11 protein-coding genes are annotated in these 15,679 nt (G+C 71.7%); 6 read left to right on the forward strand and 5 right to left on the reverse strand.

The annotated features are described in order from the left end of the window. Nucleotides 1-243 precede the first annotated feature (243 nt). Nucleotides 244-3,390: a helix-turn-helix transcriptional regulator gene (locus ACZ43N_RS08490; protein ID WP_468095955.1), complete on the reverse strand. Its 3,147-nt coding sequence runs from the start codon at nt 3,388-3,390 to the stop codon at nt 244-246. Between the two features lie 213 nt (nt 3,391-3,603). Here ACZ43N_RS08490 and ACZ43N_RS08495 point away from each other — a divergent pair, with 213 nt between their 5' ends. Beyond that, a complete protein-coding gene (locus ACZ43N_RS08495; RefSeq protein WP_468095957.1) occupies nt 3,604-4,236 on the forward strand; it encodes a hypothetical protein in 633 nt (210 codons plus the stop codon). Between the two features lie 138 nt (nt 4,237-4,374). Here the strand turns inward: ACZ43N_RS08495 and ACZ43N_RS08500 are convergent, their stop codons facing one another. The 3 genes from ACZ43N_RS08500 to ACZ43N_RS08510 all read right to left on the reverse strand — a co-directional run bounded on the left by ACZ43N_RS08500 (nt 4,375) and on the right by ACZ43N_RS08510 (nt 7,387). Further along, on the reverse strand, nt 4,375-5,175 hold the full coding sequence (locus ACZ43N_RS08500) for a DsbA family protein (RefSeq protein ID WP_468095958.1): 801 nt from the start codon (nt 5,173-5,175) through the stop codon (nt 4,375-4,377). 113 nt (nt 5,176-5,288) lie between these two features. Then, entirely contained in the window at nt 5,289-5,975 is a 687-nt protein-coding gene (locus ACZ43N_RS08505) for a hypothetical protein (RefSeq protein ID WP_468095959.1), read from the reverse strand. Nucleotides 5,976-6,037: 62 nt separating this feature from the next. Beyond that, complete coding sequence (locus ACZ43N_RS08510) at nt 6,038-7,387, reverse strand: DUF2252 domain-containing protein (protein ID WP_468095961.1); 1,350 nt, start codon at nt 7,385-7,387, stop codon at nt 6,038-6,040. 228 nt (nt 7,388-7,615) lie between these two features. Here ACZ43N_RS08510 and dnaE point away from each other — a divergent pair, with 228 nt between their 5' ends. Then, a complete protein-coding gene (dnaE, locus tag ACZ43N_RS08515; RefSeq protein ID WP_468095962.1) occupies nt 7,616-11,155 on the forward strand; it encodes a DNA polymerase III subunit alpha in 3,540 nt (1,179 codons plus the stop codon). Nucleotides 11,156-11,263: 108 nt separating this feature from the next. Here dnaE and ACZ43N_RS08520 read toward each other — a convergent pair whose 3' ends face one another. Beyond that, a complete protein-coding gene (locus tag ACZ43N_RS08520) occupies nt 11,264-11,428 on the reverse strand; it encodes a hypothetical protein (protein WP_468095964.1) in 165 nt (54 codons plus the stop codon). 243 nt (nt 11,429-11,671) lie between these two features. On the opposite strand from ACZ43N_RS08520, the gene ACZ43N_RS08525 reads away from it, so the two are divergent. The 4 genes from ACZ43N_RS08525 to ACZ43N_RS08540 all read left to right on the forward strand — a co-directional run bounded on the left by ACZ43N_RS08525 (nt 11,672) and on the right by ACZ43N_RS08540 (nt 15,661). Continuing rightward, nucleotides 11,672-12,883 (forward strand): NYN domain-containing protein, encoded by a 1,212-nt coding sequence (locus tag ACZ43N_RS08525; RefSeq protein WP_468095965.1) that lies wholly within the window; start codon nt 11,672-11,674, stop codon nt 12,881-12,883. 133 nt (nt 12,884-13,016) lie between these two features. After that, nucleotides 13,017-14,042: an ABC transporter ATP-binding protein gene (locus ACZ43N_RS08530; protein ID WP_468095966.1), complete on the forward strand. Its 1,026-nt coding sequence runs from the start codon at nt 13,017-13,019 to the stop codon at nt 14,040-14,042. Nucleotides 14,043-14,112: 70 nt separating this feature from the next. After that, nucleotides 14,113-14,973: an ABC transporter permease gene (locus ACZ43N_RS08535; protein ID WP_468095967.1), complete on the forward strand. Its 861-nt coding sequence runs from the start codon at nt 14,113-14,115 to the stop codon at nt 14,971-14,973. Nucleotides 14,974-15,007: 34 nt separating this feature from the next. Then, entirely contained in the window at nt 15,008-15,661 is a 654-nt protein-coding gene (locus tag ACZ43N_RS08540; RefSeq protein WP_468095968.1) for a DUF2567 domain-containing protein, read from the forward strand. Nucleotides 15,662-15,679 lie beyond the last annotated feature (18 nt).

Genomic DNA, 15,679 nt, shown 5'->3' on the forward strand with positions numbered 1-15,679 from the left:
GGGGTCGGCGGGGACACCGGGGCTGGAGTGAGATCTGCGACTGGTCACGGCGGATGAGATTACTGATCAGTAGCGATTTGGGTAAGGCGTATGACGTGAAATCCGCTCAATGTTCAGATCGCGGTGGCCTGTTGGCCGGTCGTGCCGGTCGCAAGGGTCTTGTCGGTCGCATTGGCGTGTCGGGCGTGTCGGGCGTGTCGGGGGCGTCGGTTGGTGCGGGCGTCCGTGGCCGCCCGCCGGGTGTCACCGACCGTCGGCGTACCTCAGTGCCAGGGCGATCAGAGCGGCACGGTCGCCGCAGCCCGTGCGGTTGCGCAGGCTCGCCAGGTGCTTCTCGACGGTGCGCGGTGAGAGGAAGAGATGCTCGGCCATCTCCTGGTTGCCGAAGCGGCGGCCGAGCAGTTGCAGCACCTCGTACTCCCTGGCGGTCACTCCTGCCCGCCGCAGTTCCGCCGGGATGGTGTCGTGTCCCTGGCGGCGCCGGGGGACGGCGGAGCCCGCGTCGCGCAGCAGGGCGCGGCACGCCGCCGACACCCTGGTGGTGCCCCGGTCGTGGAAGAACTGCTCGGCGGAGCGCAGCCATTCGACCGGCCGGCCCCAGCCGTCGGAGAGGGCCGCCCCGGCGCCCAGACGCAGACACAGGTGGGCCGCGAGAGGGATGGCGCCGGTCCCGACCAGGGCCTCCTCCGCGGACTTCGCGGCCTCGGCCGACCGGCCCTCACGGCCCAGCAGCACGGCTCGGGACCAGCCGACGAAGGGGCGGTCCCAGTGGACCTGGGTGAGCCGGTCGGTGCCGGGGCCGTCCAGCTCCGCCCAGCCGACCGTGCCCCGCAGGGTGCGCAGCAGCAGATAGGGCCCCAGGAAGCCGCTGACCCCGCGGGTGCTGGGCAGTGCGCGCATCACGCGGTCCGCCTCGGTGAACTCGGCCAGGGCGCGGTCGTGTTCCTCCCGCATGAGGGAGCAGATGCCCTGGGCCCATCCCCATACGGAGGTGTCGTAGCCCCAGACCGCCCCCGCGCTCCGTCCGGCCAGCGCGTTCCGCAGGGCCTCCAGGGTGGTCTGCAGGCGCTCGCGTTCACCGAGCGCGGCGGCGACGATGCCGTCCACGCCGACTCCGATCAGCTGCACCTCGCGCAGCCGCAGCCGCCCGGCCGTCTCCCGCAGCCGTCGGGCGGACTCCACCGCGAGGTCCTGTTCGTCGCGGAGCACATGGGCGAGGGTCAGATGCATGTCGGCCCAGGCCGTCATGAGGGTCGCGCCGGTCTCCTCGGCCGCCCTCCGTGCGGCCGTCAGGCGGTCCGTGCCGGTGAAGCGGAGCCGGTCGAGCACACCGAGCTCCAGCAGACCGCGGATGCGCCACACCGGCAGGGCGTGGGCCTCGGCCGTCGCCACCAGGCGGGCGAACGTCTTCTCCGCCTCGGCGAGGCTCTGGGGCCGCAGGCAGTAGCCGAGCATGTTCAGCGCCTTGCAGCTCACCTCCGGCAGTCCGACCGCCTCGGCGGTGGCAACGGCACCCTCGGCGAGCGCCCGTGCGGTCTCCAGCCGGTCCGGGCGCCGGGAGTTGAGGACCAGGTGCGCGGCGACCGCATCCAGGGAGGCCCGCGACCCGGGGTCGGGGTCGTCGCCGAGCAGTTCCCTCGCCCGCCGTACGGTGGCCAGGCCCTCCTCCCACTGCTGTGCCGTGGCCGCGGCCCGGGCCCGGGTCACGAAGCCCGCCACCCGCCGGATGGACGGCGCGCCCGACGCGGTCAGGACGTCGTCCAGCCGGTTCCCGAGCTCCGGTACGCGCCGGACGTCACCGGTGAGGACCAGGGTGCGGAGCAGTTCCTCCAGCAGCCCGGCCACGACCTCGGGCGGGCTGTCCGGGGCGCCGGCGGTCAACTCCAGCCCCCGGTCGAGGAGTTCCGCCGCCGTCAGCAGTGCGCCGCGTGCGACGGCCTGCCGCCCGGCGCGGGTGAGCAGGACGGCGGCCCGCGCCCGTCGGCCACCTGCGACACACAACTCGGCGGCCAGCCGGTCGAGATCGTCGCCGGACTCCCCGCCGATGAGCCCGCCGGGCTCGTGGAGCCCGGCGGCGTGGCCCGGGTCCGCCGCTCCGGTCCCGCTGCGACCCTCGGCCCGGACCCGGCCCGCCGTCGGGTCCTCCGGTTCCGTACCGTCGCCGTGGGTCCGCGCGCCGGCGGGGCCCCCGTCCCGCGGGGCCCCCGCGGTTTCCTGCACCGGTCCCGCGCTTCGCGCGGACTCGATCGCGTCGGCGGCGGCGAGGCAGAGGGCGGCGCGTTCGGTGGGCAGGAGACGGTGGGCGATGGCGTCGGCGGTCAGGGCGTGGCGGAAGGAGTGCCAGCCGGGCTCTTGCGAGGGGGAGCCGCCGGAGACCAGGTCGGCGTGGGCCGCGTGGCGGAGATGGGTGAGGGCGGTGGCGCGGTCGAGACCGGCGACGCGGGCCGCGATGTCCACCGGGAACCGTCGCCCCAGGACCGCCGCCGCCTCCAGCAGCGCCACGCCGGGTGCCGCCAGCCGGTCCACGCGTTGCAGGACGGCGGCGGCGACGGTCGCGGGGACACCGGCGTCGAGGGAACCGGCCACCGTCCAGCCGCAGGCGCTGTCCCGGACGAGGCTGCCGCCGTCGACCATGGCCCGCAGCAGTTCCTCGACCACGAAGGGCACACCCTCGGAGACGGCATGCAGCCGCTCCAGTACGGCCGCGGGCACCTCGTCCGCGTCGCCGTGGCCGAGACAGCGGGCGGCCAGTTCGGCGGTGCCGGCGGGCCCGAGGCGGGTCAGCCGCAGCGAGCGGGCCGTGCGGCGGGACGCGGCGCCCTCGACCAGGTCGAGGGCGGGGCCGGGTTCGCCGCGCAACGTGGCCAGCAGGACCGCCCGTTGGCCGGCCAGGTTGTCGGCCAGATAGTCGACGATGGCGAGGGTGTCGGCGTCCGCGTCGTGCAGGTCCTCAAGGACCAGCACACAGGCGCCGTCACGGCCCAGCACCGCCAGGAGCCGTAACACCGCCTCGGCGTACCCGACGAGGGGCGCCCCGTCCTCCGGCGCCAGCCCGCACAGCCGGGACAGCAGGGGCTCGTACAGGCCCAGGTTACTGTCCGAGGGCGCGCCCTGCCCGCGCAGCGCGGAGAACACGGCCTCCGCGAGCGGGCGCAGCGGCACGGCGCGCCCGGCCGACGCCGCCCGCCCACGCAGGACCCGTGCTCCGCAGCGCGCCGCGGCGGACGCGGCCTCCTCGACGAGCCGGGACTTCCCGATGCCGGGCTCGCCCAGCACGAACACCGACGAACCCCGCCCCTCGCGGGCCGCCCGCACGGCGGAGGCCAGAAGGTCCCGCTCCGCCTCCCTGCCGACCAGCGCGGGTGCCGACAGTGATGAGAACGACGACACCTCAAGGCTCCCTGCGCCGCGTCGAATACGCCTTCGAGGCGTACAGGGTAGTACCCGCCTTCACAGGGGCCGCACAACTATATGGGGGATCTTCCCCGATGGCCGGGGGCCCGGCACCGGGGCACGCTTCCTTCCGGCAGGGCAGGGGGACAGGGCATGGCCCGGGGGGACATGCCCTGCCTGCCACTTTTCTCGTTGCGCTGGGAGGTCGTCATGCAGGGTGCCCGGATCTGGGCCGTCGCCGGGGTGCTGGGCGTGGCCCTGTGCGGGTGTTCGTCATCCACCGGGTCCACGGGGGCGGGCAGCGGCGGCGGATCGTCGTCGGGCGGGGCCGCGGCGGACACGCCCGAGGTGCCGGTGACCACCCAGGACCTGGAGCGCGTCTGCAGTGACGGGCTCGGCTTCAAGGGGCTGCCGTCCTACGACCGCGCGAAGAAGTCCGTGCACCCGGCTCAGCTCATGCGGAGCGACGGCGACGGCTGGACGAGCAGCGTGCCCTCCGACGGCGACTTCCCCAAGGGCTGGTTCCTCGACTACATGGACAAGCCGGAGAAGGCCGAACTGGTCGTCTGCGTCGAGCGCACCAAGGCCACCGCGACCGGCAAGGTGTGCGACATGGAGGCCGACGGCAAGCCGCTGAAGATCAAGACGTACAACACCACGTACCGGCTGCGGGTGGTCGAGGCGCGCACCGGCAAGGAGCAGTACACGTACACCGGCAAGGCCGAGTCCGACGAGTGCCCGTACTACATCCTCACCTCGAAGGGCGAGGACGCGGACAAGTACTACAACGAGGTGCGCCCCGAGGACTACCGCAAGCGCGTCAAGCCGTACATCGCGCCGTAACAGGGCCGGCCGGCTCGGCCGGGCCCTCTGCCTCCGCCGGCCAGGTGCCGCGGGCGGACCGGGCGGGCGGGTGTTCCTGGCGGCCTCCGGGAACACCCGCCCGCCGCACGGCGACGGCGAACGGCGCGAACCCGGGCGTTACTTGGTGACGCCCGCGTCCTTCAGGGACTTCTCCCAGTCGGCGACCGACGACGGGTTGCCGACCACCTTGTCGTTGATCTTGATGGTCGGGGTCGACCGGACGCCCTTGGACTGGTCGAAGGACTTGCTCATCCTCATCGCCCAGGCGTCGTAGGTGCCCTTCTCCACGGCGTCCTGGAACTTCTTGTTGTTCTTCAGGGCGTCGACCGTGTTCGCCACCTTGATCAGATAGCTGTCGTCGGCGAACTTGTCGGTCGACTCCTCCGGGTGGTACTTCGCGGAGTAGAGCGCGGCCTTGTAGTCGAGGAAGGCCTCGGGGCTGACGTTCAGGGCGGCGCCCATCGCGCTCAGCGCGTTCTTCGAGCCCTCGCCGCTGAGATTGCCGTCGAGGAAGGTGCCCAGGGTGAAGGACAGCTTGTAGTCGCCGTCCTCCATGCCCTTGTCGACCGTCTCACCGACGGTCTGCTCGAACTGGGCGCAGGCGGGGCAGCGCGGGTCCTCGTACAGGTGGACCACGTTGTCGGTCTTCGAGTCGCCGATGACGACGGTGGTGCCGTTCCTGCCCGAGGTGTTGGCGGGCGCGACCACCGTGGCCTCGGCGGCGGCCTCCCACGCGGTGGGCTTGCTGGTCTGCACCACGGCGTAGCCGATACCGCCGGCCGCCGCGAGGACCGCGACGACCGAGGCGGCCACGATCATCTGCCGCCTGACCTTCGCGCGCTTGGCCTGACGCTCGCGCTCCAGCCGCAGCCGCTCACGGGCCGCCGACTTCGCCGCCTTGCTGTTCCGATTGCTCATGTGGGTGAACTCCCTGGGGGACGCGCACACGCCGGTGCGCGGGATACGTGGGTGTGGACTGCTCGTGCTCGCAAGCGCCCGGGAGCCCGTGGCTCACCGAACGCCCGGAAGGGTCACGCGAAGGTGACCGAGCACGGCGGTCCGCGCCGTCCCAGGGAGTGGGCGAAGAGAAGGGTGCGCGCGGTGGCCCGGCGGTGCGCGGTGCGGGCCGGCCGCTGCTTCGCCGGGGCGCAGGGCAGTGTGACCGCGGCGACCGCGAGCAACAGCGGCCGGAAACCGGCGGCGACTGCGGCGCCGAGCAGCTGGGCCAGCGCCCGCTCACCCCGCCGCAGCCAGGCGGCGGCCAGCAGACCCACACCGATGTGCGCGGCGAGCAGCAGCCAGGCGGCGGCCGGTCCGGCGCCCGACAGAAGAGTGGCCGCCCGGTCGGAGTGGCCGGTGACCCGCGCCAGCGGGGCGCCGACGCTGCCGCCGCACAGAACGTCCAGGCCGACCTGGCGCAGCGGACCCGTGACCGGGCCGCCCGCCTCGCCGTAGCAGGCGTGCTGACCTGCCGTGAACACCGTGTCGGCTGCCAGCTCCAGCGGGATCAGCACGGCGGCGATCCGTCCGAAGCCACGTTCACGGCGGCCCGCCAGCGCGTACGCGACGACGAAGACGGCGGCGGTGATCGCGGCCACGGTGACCAGCGGCAGCGGGGCCCGGGACAGCAGGACGTGCGACGCGGTGCTGAGCGTCACGACGAGTGCCGTGAACAGTGCCGCGCGCACGGCTCTGATGTGGGTCCCGGATATGTCCATACCGCTGGAGAGTCTCCCACGTACCCCTGTAAGGGAGCCTTAAAGGCTCCCTGTGCGCTGCCCTACAGGCCCGGGATCCGGCCGTTGCGGAACAGGTCCACGAAGATCTGGTGGTCCGCACGTGCGCGTGCGCCGTAGGTGTGCGCGAAGTCCGCCAGCAGGGGAGCGAATCCCTCCTCGTCGGCGGCGATCGCCGCGTCGATGGCCCGCTCCGTGGAGAACGGCACCAGGGACTGGCCGGAGAGGTCGTCCGCCGCCGCATGCATGGTGGCCGTGGCCCGGCCGAGGTCGGCGACGACCGCCGCGATCTCCTCCGGGTCGTCGATGTCGCCCCAGTCCAGGTCCACCGCGTACGGCGACACCTCGGCGACCAGCTGGCCCGCGCCGTCCAGTTCGGTCCAGCCGAGCCACGGGTCGGCGTGGGCCTGGAGGGCGCGCTGGGAGATCACCGTGCGGTGGCCCTCGTGCTGGAAGTAGTCCTGGATCCGCCGGTCGGTGATGTGGCGGGAGACGGCCGGGGTCTGGGCCTGCTTGATGTAGATCACCACATCGTTCTCCAGGGCGTCGGTGGCGCCCTCCAGCAGGATGTTGTACGACGGCAGCCCGGCCGAGCCGATCCCGATGCCGCGGCGGCCCACGACGTCCTTCACCCGGTACGAGTCGGGGCGGGTCAGGGAGGACTCCGGGAGCGTCTCCAGATAGCCGTCGAAGGCGGCCAGCACCTTGTAGCGCGTGGCCGCGTCCAGCTCGATGGAGCCGCCGCCCGGTGCGAAGCGGCGCTCGAAGTCACGGATCTCGGTCATCGAGTCGAGCAGCCCGAAACGCGTCAGCGAGCGCGCGTCGCGCAGCGCGCCGAGCAGCGGGCCCTGCGCGGTGTCCAGCGTGAACGGCGGCACCTCGTCCCGCTTGGCGCCCGCCGCGACCGCGTGGATCCGCTCCCGGTAGGCGGCCGCGTACACGGTCACCAGCTCCGTGATCTGCTCGTCGCTGAGTGCCTTCGCGTACCCGACGAGCGCCACGGAGGCGGCGAAGCGCTTCAGGTCCCAGGTGAAGGGGCCGACGTAGGCCTCGTCGAAGTCGTTCACGTTGAAGATGAGCCGGCCCGTGGAGTCCATGTAGGTGCCGAAGTTCTCCGCGTGCAGGTCGCCGTGGATCCACACGCGCGAGGTGCGCTCGTCGAGATAGGGGCCGGTGTCGGTGTCCCCGCCGCCCCACCCGGAGCTCGCCTCGCTCAGGTCGTGGTAGAAGAGGCACGCCGTACCCCGGTAGAACGCGAAGGCCGAGGCCGCCATCTTCCGGAACTTCACCCGGAACGCGGCCGGGTCGGCGGCCAGGAGCCGGCCGAAGGCGGTGTCGAAGACGGCGAGGATCTCCTCGCCGCGTCGCTCGTCGTTGAGCTGCGGAACCGACATCGCTGGGTGCCTCCTGGTACATGACGAATGGGACGGCTGGTCCGTCCCCTGGGCAACGTCCGAAGGGGCGCGGGAGTGCCCGCGACTCCTTCACGAAAGGTACGGGGGAGAGCCCTCGCGGTGTCAGTGCCGAGGCATAGACTTCGACGCTGTCCCCCAGACTGTCCGCAGCCCGTCGGGGACCCGTCGTCGACCTGTCGTCCGCAGTTCTCCCTGGAGGCCGAAGCCGTGTCAAAGCCGCCGTTCACGCACCTGCACGTCCACACCCAGTACTCGCTGCTGGACGGTGCCGCGCGGCTCAAGGACATGTTCAACGCGTGCAACGAGATGGGCATGACCCACATCGCGATGTCCGACCACGGCAACCTCCACGGCGCGTACGACTTCTTCCACTCCGCGCAGAAGGCCGGGATCACACCGATCATCGGCATCGAGGCCTATGTCGCCCCCGAGTCCCGGCGGAACAAGCGCAAGATCCAGTGGGGCCAGCCGCACCAGAAGCGCGACGACGTCTCCGGTTCCGGTGGTTACACCCACAAGACGATGTGGGCGGTGAACGCGACGGGCCTGCACAACCTCTTCCGCCTCTCCTCGGACGCCTACGCCGAGGGCTGGCTGCAGAAGTGGCCCCGTATGGACAAGGAGACCATCGCCAAGTGGTCCGACGGAATCGTCGCCTCCACCGGCTGCCCCTCCGGTGAGCTGCAGACCCGGCTGCGCCTCGGCCAGTACGACGAGGCGCTGAAGGCGGCCGCCGAGTACCAGGACATCTTCGGCAAGGACAGGTACTTCCTGGAGCTGATGGACCACGGCATCGAGATCGAGCACCGGGTCCGCGACGGCCTGCTGGAGATCGGCAAGAAGCTCGGCATCCCCCCGCTGGTCACCAACGACTCGCACTACACGTACGCCCACGAGGCGACCGCGCACGACGCCCTGCTGTGCATCCAGACCGGCAAGAACCTCTCCGACCCGGACCGCTTCAAGTTCGACGGCACCGGCTACTACCTGAAGTCCACGGACGAGATGTACGCCATCGACTCCTCGGACGCCTGGCAGGAGGGCTGCGCCAACACCCTGCTGATCGCCGAGATGGTCGACACCAAGGGCATGTTCGAAAAGCGCGACCTGATGCCCAAGTTCGACATCCCCGAGGGGTACACGGAGGTCAGCTGGTTCCGCGAGGAAACCATGCGCGGCATGCAGCGCCGCTTCCCGGACGGCATCCCGGACGACCGCATGAAGCAGGTCGAGTACGAGATGGACACCATCATCTCGATGGGCTTCCCGGGCTACTTCCTCGTCGTCGCCGACTTCATCATGTGGGCCAAGAAGCAGGGCATCGCGGTCGGCCCCGGCCGGGGTTCCGCGGCCGGTTCGATCGTCGCCTACGCCCTCGGCATCACCGACCTCGACCCCATCCCGCACGGCCTGATCTTCGAGCGGTTCCTCAACCCCGAGCGCATCTCGATGCCCGACGTCGACATCGACTTCGACGAGCGCAGGCGCGTCGAGGTGATCCGGTACGTGACCGAGAAGTACGGCGCCGACAAGGTCGCCATGATCGGCACGTACGGCACCATCAAGGCCAAGAACGCCATCAAGGACTCCGCGCGCGTACTGGGCTACCCGTACGCGATGGGCGACCGCATCACCAAGGCCATGCCCGCCGACGTCCTCGGCAAGGGCATCCCGCTCTCCGGCATCACCGACCCCAGCCACCCCCGCTACTCGGAGGCGGGCGAGGTCCGGTCGATGTACGAGAACGAACCGGACGTGAAGAAGGTCATCGACACCGCCCGCGGTGTGGAGGGCCTGGTCCGGCAGATGGGTGTGCACGCCGCCGGCGTGATCATGTCCAGCGAGACCATCACCGAGCACGTCCCCGTCTGGGTCAGGCACACCGACGGCGTGACCATCACCCAGTGGGACTACCCGAGCTGCGAGTCGCTCGGCCTGCTGAAGATGGACTTCCTCGGCCTGCGCAACCTGACGATCATGGACGACGCCGTCAAGATGGTGAAGTCCAACAAGGGCATCGACATCGACCTGCTGTCGCTGCCGCTGGACGACCCCACGACCTTCGAACTGCTCCAGCGCGGCGACACCCTCGGCGTCTTCCAGTTCGACGGCGGACCCATGCGCTCCCTGCTGCGCCTGATGAAGCCCGACAACTTCGAAGACATCTCCGCCGTGTCGGCTCTGTACCGGCCGGGCCCGATGGGCATGAACTCCCACACGAACTACGCGCTGCGCAAGAACGGGCAGCAGGAGATCACGCCGATCCACCCCGAGCTGGAGGCGCCGCTCAAGGAGGTCCTGGACGTCACCTACGGTCTGATCGTCTACCAGGAGCAGGTGCAGAAGGCCGCCCAGATCATCGCCGGCTACTCGCTCGGCGAGGCCGACATCCTCCGCCGCGTCATGGGCAAGAAGAAGCCCGACGAACTGGCGAAGAACTTCACCATCTTCCAGGCCGGCGCCCAGAAGAACGGCTACAGCGACGAGGCCATCCAGGCCCTGTGGGACGTGCTGGTCCCCTTCGCCGGATACGCCTTCAACAAGGCGCACTCCGCCGCGTACGGGCTGGTCTCCTACTGGACCGCCTACCTCAAGGCGAACCACCCGGCCGAGTACATGGCCGCGCTCCTCACCTCGGTCAAGGACGACAAGGACAAGTCCGCGATCTACCTGAACGAATGCCGGCGCATGGGCATCAAGGTGCTCCCGCCGAACGTCAACGAGTCGGTGCACAACTTCGCCGCCCAGGGTGACGACGTGATCCTGTTCGGCCTGGAGGCCGTGCGCAACGTCGGCACCAACGTGGTCGACGCGATCATCCGGTCCCGCAAGGCGAAGGGGAAGTACGCCTCCTTCCCCGACTACCTGGACAAGGTCGAGGCCGCCGCCTGCAACAAGCGCACCACGGAATCACTGATCAAGGCCGGTGCCTTCGACACCCTGGGACACACCCGCAAGGGCCTCACCGCGCAGTTCGAGCCGATGATCGACAACGTGGTGGCGGTCAAGCGCAAGGAGGCCGAAGGCCAGTTCGACCTCTTCGGCGGCATGGGCGAGGAGCAGAGCAGCGAGCCCGGCTTCGGCCTCGACGTGCAGTTCACCGACGACGAGTGGGACAAGGCCTATCTCCTCGCCCAGGAGCGGGAGATGCTCGGCCTCTACGTCTCCGACCACCCGCTCTTCGGCCTGGAGCACGTGCTGTCCGACAAGGCCGACGCGGGCATCGCCCAGCTCACCGGCGGCGAGCACGCGGACGGCGCGGTCGTCACCATCGGCGGCATCATCTCCGGCCTCCAGCGCAAGATGACCAAGCAGGGCAACGCCTGGGCCATCGCCACCGTCGAGGACCTCGCCGGCTCCATCGAGTGCATGTTCTTCCCGGCGACGTACCAGCTCGTCTCCACCCAGCTCGTCGAGGACGCCGTCGTCTTCGTCAAGGGCCGCCTCGACAAACGCGAGGACATCCCCCGGCTCGTCGCGATGGAGCTCCAGGTCCCCGACCTGTCCAACGCGGGCACCAACGCGCCCGTGATCCTCACCATCCCCGCCACCCGGGTGACCCCGCCGATGGTCAGCCGGCTCGGCGAGATCCTCACCCACCACAAGGGCGAGAGCGAGGTGCGCATCAGGCTCCAGGGGCCCACCAAGACCACGGTGCTGCGCCTCGACCGGCACCGGGTGAAGCCGGACCCGGCCCTCTTCGGCGACCTGAAGGTGCTGCTCGGTCCGTCCTGCCTGGCCGGCTGAGAGCGGACCTCGGGGGACCGAGGGGCGTGACCGCGCGAGGGGCGCATCCGGAACTCGCGGATGCGCCCCTCGGTGCAACGGGGCTGCGAACAGCCCGTCACGCGGATGTCAGTTGTGACCGAAGCGCTTGTGCCGGCCCTTGCGGGCCATGTCGCCGGGGGTCACCGAGGAGACGTGCTGGTCGGCGGTCGACTCCATGGAGGACTGCTGCACCTCCCGCTGACCACGCTCGGACTGGGGCTGCTTACGGTCCTGCTTCTTGTTCTTGGCCATGGTGATCTGCCTCCTGTGGGGGATCTAGGGGCCAGGGCCGCGACCAGATTCACATAGCCCGACACGCCGCGCATGTCGGGGAATCACCGTCCGTGACGACCGTTGTCGTCACCTGCGGCGCGATGGACGGCGCGACCGGCGAGTACGCCACGCCGATGATCCAGTTCCGGCCGTTAACCTCCGCCAGGTCGGGCAGACTCGAAGGAAGCCCTAAGCACACCTCCCGGAAAGAGGGTGGATCGCGTGGACCGCTGCATCGTCCTGGTGGACGCCGGGTATCTGCTCGGCGCGGCCGCCAGCCTCCTCGCCGGGGAACCCTCCCGCTCCCGCATCACCGTCGACCACACGGCCCTCATCCAGGGTCTGCGCGAACGCGCCGAGGCAGACACCGAACGCCCCCTGCTGCGCATCTACTGGTTCGACGGCGCCCCCGACCGCGTACCGCAGCCCGAGCACCGCAGGCTGCGCGTGATGCCCCGGGTGACCGTCCGGCTGGGCGCGCTGACCCGCAGCGACGGGCGCTGGGCACAGAAGGGCGTGGACGCCGCCATGCACGCCGAGCTGACCGAACTTGCCCGCAACCGGGCCTGCTCCGACGTGGTGCTCGTGACCGGCGACGGGGATCTGCTGCCGGGCATGATGGCGGCCAAGGAGCACGGTGTCGCCGTACACCTGTGGGCGGTGCAGGCCGCCGACGGGGACTACAACCAGTCCGAGGACCTGGTCGCCGAGGCCGACGAGCGGCGGGTGCTCGACCGGGCGTGGATCACCAAGGCCGTGCGGGCCAAGGAACTCGGCGGGATCTGCGCGCCTCCTCCCGTACCCCGCCCGGAGATCGCCGCGATCCTGTCGGCGCCCCTCCCCGACTCGGCCCTGGCCGGCGCGGAGCGGGCGGCCCCCGAACCCGAGCAGGCCCCCGTGGGGCGCAACGGCACCGCGGAGCGAGTGCCGGCCGCGGCCAAGGGCGTACCGACGCCGAAGGACCTCGCCGCCCTGCGCGGGCCCGGCGCGCACACCGCGCCGGCTGCGACGACCGCCACGCTGCGGTGGTCCTCCGACAAGGGGTGGGTGGACCGGCCCGGTGTCGCGGCGGAGTCGCCGGAGGAGGCGGCGATGCCGACGCTGGCGCAGCTGACGACGGCCGAGCAGCGCTGGGCCGACCGCGAGGAGGACATCACCACCGTCGGCGGCGATCCCTTCGAGGTCGGACAGGTGTTCGCGCGGCGGTGGATGTCGCGGCTGACCGACCAGTCCCATCTGCAGAAGCTGTCCGCGATGTATCCGCGGGTGCCGCACCGGGTGGACGGGGAGCTGCTGCGGTACGCGGCGCGGTTCGGGCTCCTGGCGCACAAGGACGACCAGATCGACGAGCACGACCGGTATGCGATCCGGGCCGGGTTCTGGCGGGAGATCGATGTGCGGACGGCCGCGGAACACGCGCCGGCCGGAGAGTGAGCGCCTCATGGCTCCGGCCTGCCCGTTCGCGGGCGGCCGCCGGGTCGTGGTGGCGCGTGGTGCCGCTTCCCGCGCCCCTGGAGGGGTGACCCGGAGGTAATTCGGTGGCCGGGACCCCGTAGGCTCGTCCCTCGTGAGTACGCGTTCGGCACAGGCGGTCCGGCATGACGGGGATGTCGTGTGTGCCGTGCGGAGCCTCACCAAGACCTATCCGGCGACCCGGGGGCGGCGCGGGGCGCCGGGAACCCCCGAGGTACGGGCCAACGACGCGGTCTGTCTCGAGGTCCGGCGCGGGGAGATCTTCGGACTGCTCGGGCCCAACGGGGCCGGCAAGACCACACTCGTGCGGCAGCTGACCGGGCTCATGCGGCCCGACGACGGCACCGTCGAGATCCTCGGGCACGACATCGTGCGCCACCCGGAGCGGGCCGCGCGCATCCTCGCCTACCTGGGCCAGGAGTCGACCGCGCTGGACGAGCTGACCGTGGCACTCGCCGCCGAGACCACCGGACGGCTGCGCGGCCTCGACGTACGGCGGGCACGCGCCGAGCGGGACGCCGTCCTCGACGAACTCGGGCTGAGCGGCCTCGCCTCACGGCCGCTGAAGAAACTGTCCGGAGGGCAGCGCCGGCTCGCCTGCTTCGCCACCGCGCTGGTCGGGGAGCGGCCGCTGCTGGTGCTGGACGAGCCGACCAGCGGCATGGACCCGGTGGCCCGCCGGTCCGTGTGGGCGGCCGTCGACCGGCGGCGCGCCGAGTCCGGCACCACCGTCCTGCTGGTCACCCACAACGTCATCGAGGCCGAGACCGTCCTCGACCGGGTCGCTGTCCTCGACCAGGGACGGGTCATCGCCTGTGACACCCCGGCCGGGCTGAAGGAGAAGGTCGCCGGCGAGGTCCGCGTCGAACTGGTGTGGCGCGAGCGGGCCCCGCTGGAGGTGCCGGAGGTCGCCGCCCTGCTGCCCCGGGCCGTGGAGTCCGGACGCCGCTGGACGCTGCGGCTCGCGCCGGAGGAGGCGCGCGCGGTGGTGGCCACCGTCACCGGAGGCGCCGCCTTCGTGGCGCTCGACGACTTCACGCTCGCCACACCGAGCCTGGAGGACGTCTACCTGGCGCTCGGCGGCAGCGCGGGTCACGCTCAGGGGCTGGTCAAGGCGTGAGGGGCGCGGGCATGGGCCGGACAGCGGCCGGTACGGGCGTGAACGGCAGGGCTGCCGCAGCCGTACGAGAATGGGCGACAGCCGAAGCGCGAAGGAGCAGCTCGACGTGAGTGTCGTACCCGCCGAGGCCCTGCCGGGCAGTGCCCTGGCAGTCGAGGAGCGAGCGGAGCGGGAGCCCGCCGAGCTGGGGCCCCGCGCCCGGCTGTGGCCCTCCCTCGCCGCCGTGTACCGGGCACAGCTCTCCCGGGCGCGGGTCGCGCGGATCCCGCTGCTGTTCGTCGCCACCTTCCAGTCGATCGGGATCATGGTCCTGATGCGCGGAGTGGTGGACGGCGGGGCCGAGGCGCGGGCCGTCGTCGCCGGTTCGTCCGTGCTCGTCGTCGCGTTCGTGGCGCTGAACCTGCTGGCGCAGTACTTCGGTCAGCTGCGGTCGAGCGGCGGCCTCGACCACTACGCGACCCTGCCGGTGCCGCCCGCCGCCGTCGTACTGGGCGCCGCGGGCGCGTACGCGTCGTTCACCGTGCCGGGGACCGTGGTCACGGCGGTGTTCGGGTGCGTGCTGTTCGGGCTGCCCCTGGCTCATCTGTGGGTGCTCGCCGCGGTGATCCCGCTCGCCGGGGCCGCCCTCGCCGGGCTCGGCGCCGCGCTGGGCCTGCTCGCCCCCCGCCCCGAACTCGCCACCGTCCTCGGCCAGCTGGGCATGTCGGCGGCGCTGCTGCTGGGCGTGCTCCCGGCCGACCGGATGCCGGGCCTGATCCGGTTCGCCCGCGACCTGCTGCCCTCCACCTACGGTGTCGAGGCCTTCGCGCGGACCTTCGGACCGAACCCCGACTGGGCGTTCGTCCTCGGCGACCTCGCCGTGTGCGCGGGCGTCGGTGTCGTCTCGCTCGCCGTCGCCACCTGGGCGTACCGCCGGGCCGCTGTCCGGTGACGCGCCGCACGGCCGCGCCTGGCACGATGTCAGAGTGACCGCACCGTTTTCTTCGCCTCCGCCGCAGCCGCACCACCAGCCGCAGACCGACCCCTGGGACTCGCCGCCCACCGGCGGACACGGCGTGGGGCACGTATGGCACGAGCCGGAGGAGCCGTCCGGGCCCGGGCTGGGGAGAGAGCTGTTGGAGGCCGCCGTCGTCACGGTGGTCATGACGCTGGTCGGCGGGGTGCTGCTCGGAGTGCTGTGGTGGTGGCTCGCGCCGCACGTGCCGCTCGTCTCCGACGGGTCGGCGGTCTACTTCGAGGACACCGAGGGCGAGCAGGCCGTCGGCGTCGACGGAACGTTCACGCTGCTCGCGCTGGGCATGGGCGCGCTCAGCGCGCTCCTCGTCTTTCTCCTGCGGCGGCGCGGGGGTGTGCCGCTGGCCGTGGCGCTCGCCGTGGGCGGGCTGCTGGGTGCCGTGGTGGCGTGGCGGCTCGGGGTGTGGCTCGGGCCCGGCACGGATGTGGCGGCACGAGCGAAGGAAGCGGGGCGGGGGGTGACGTTCTCCGCGCCACTGAAGCTGGCGGCGAAGGGGGCGTTGCTGGCGTGGCCGCTGGCGGGGTTGCTGGTGCACCTCGCGCTGACGGGGCTGTTCGGGCCGCGGGATCCGGAACGGTTCGAGGAGTACGAGGGCGCCAAGTAACTCGGGGCCGCGGGGTGC

The organism is Streptomyces sp. NPDC030814 (assembly GCF_055572155.1).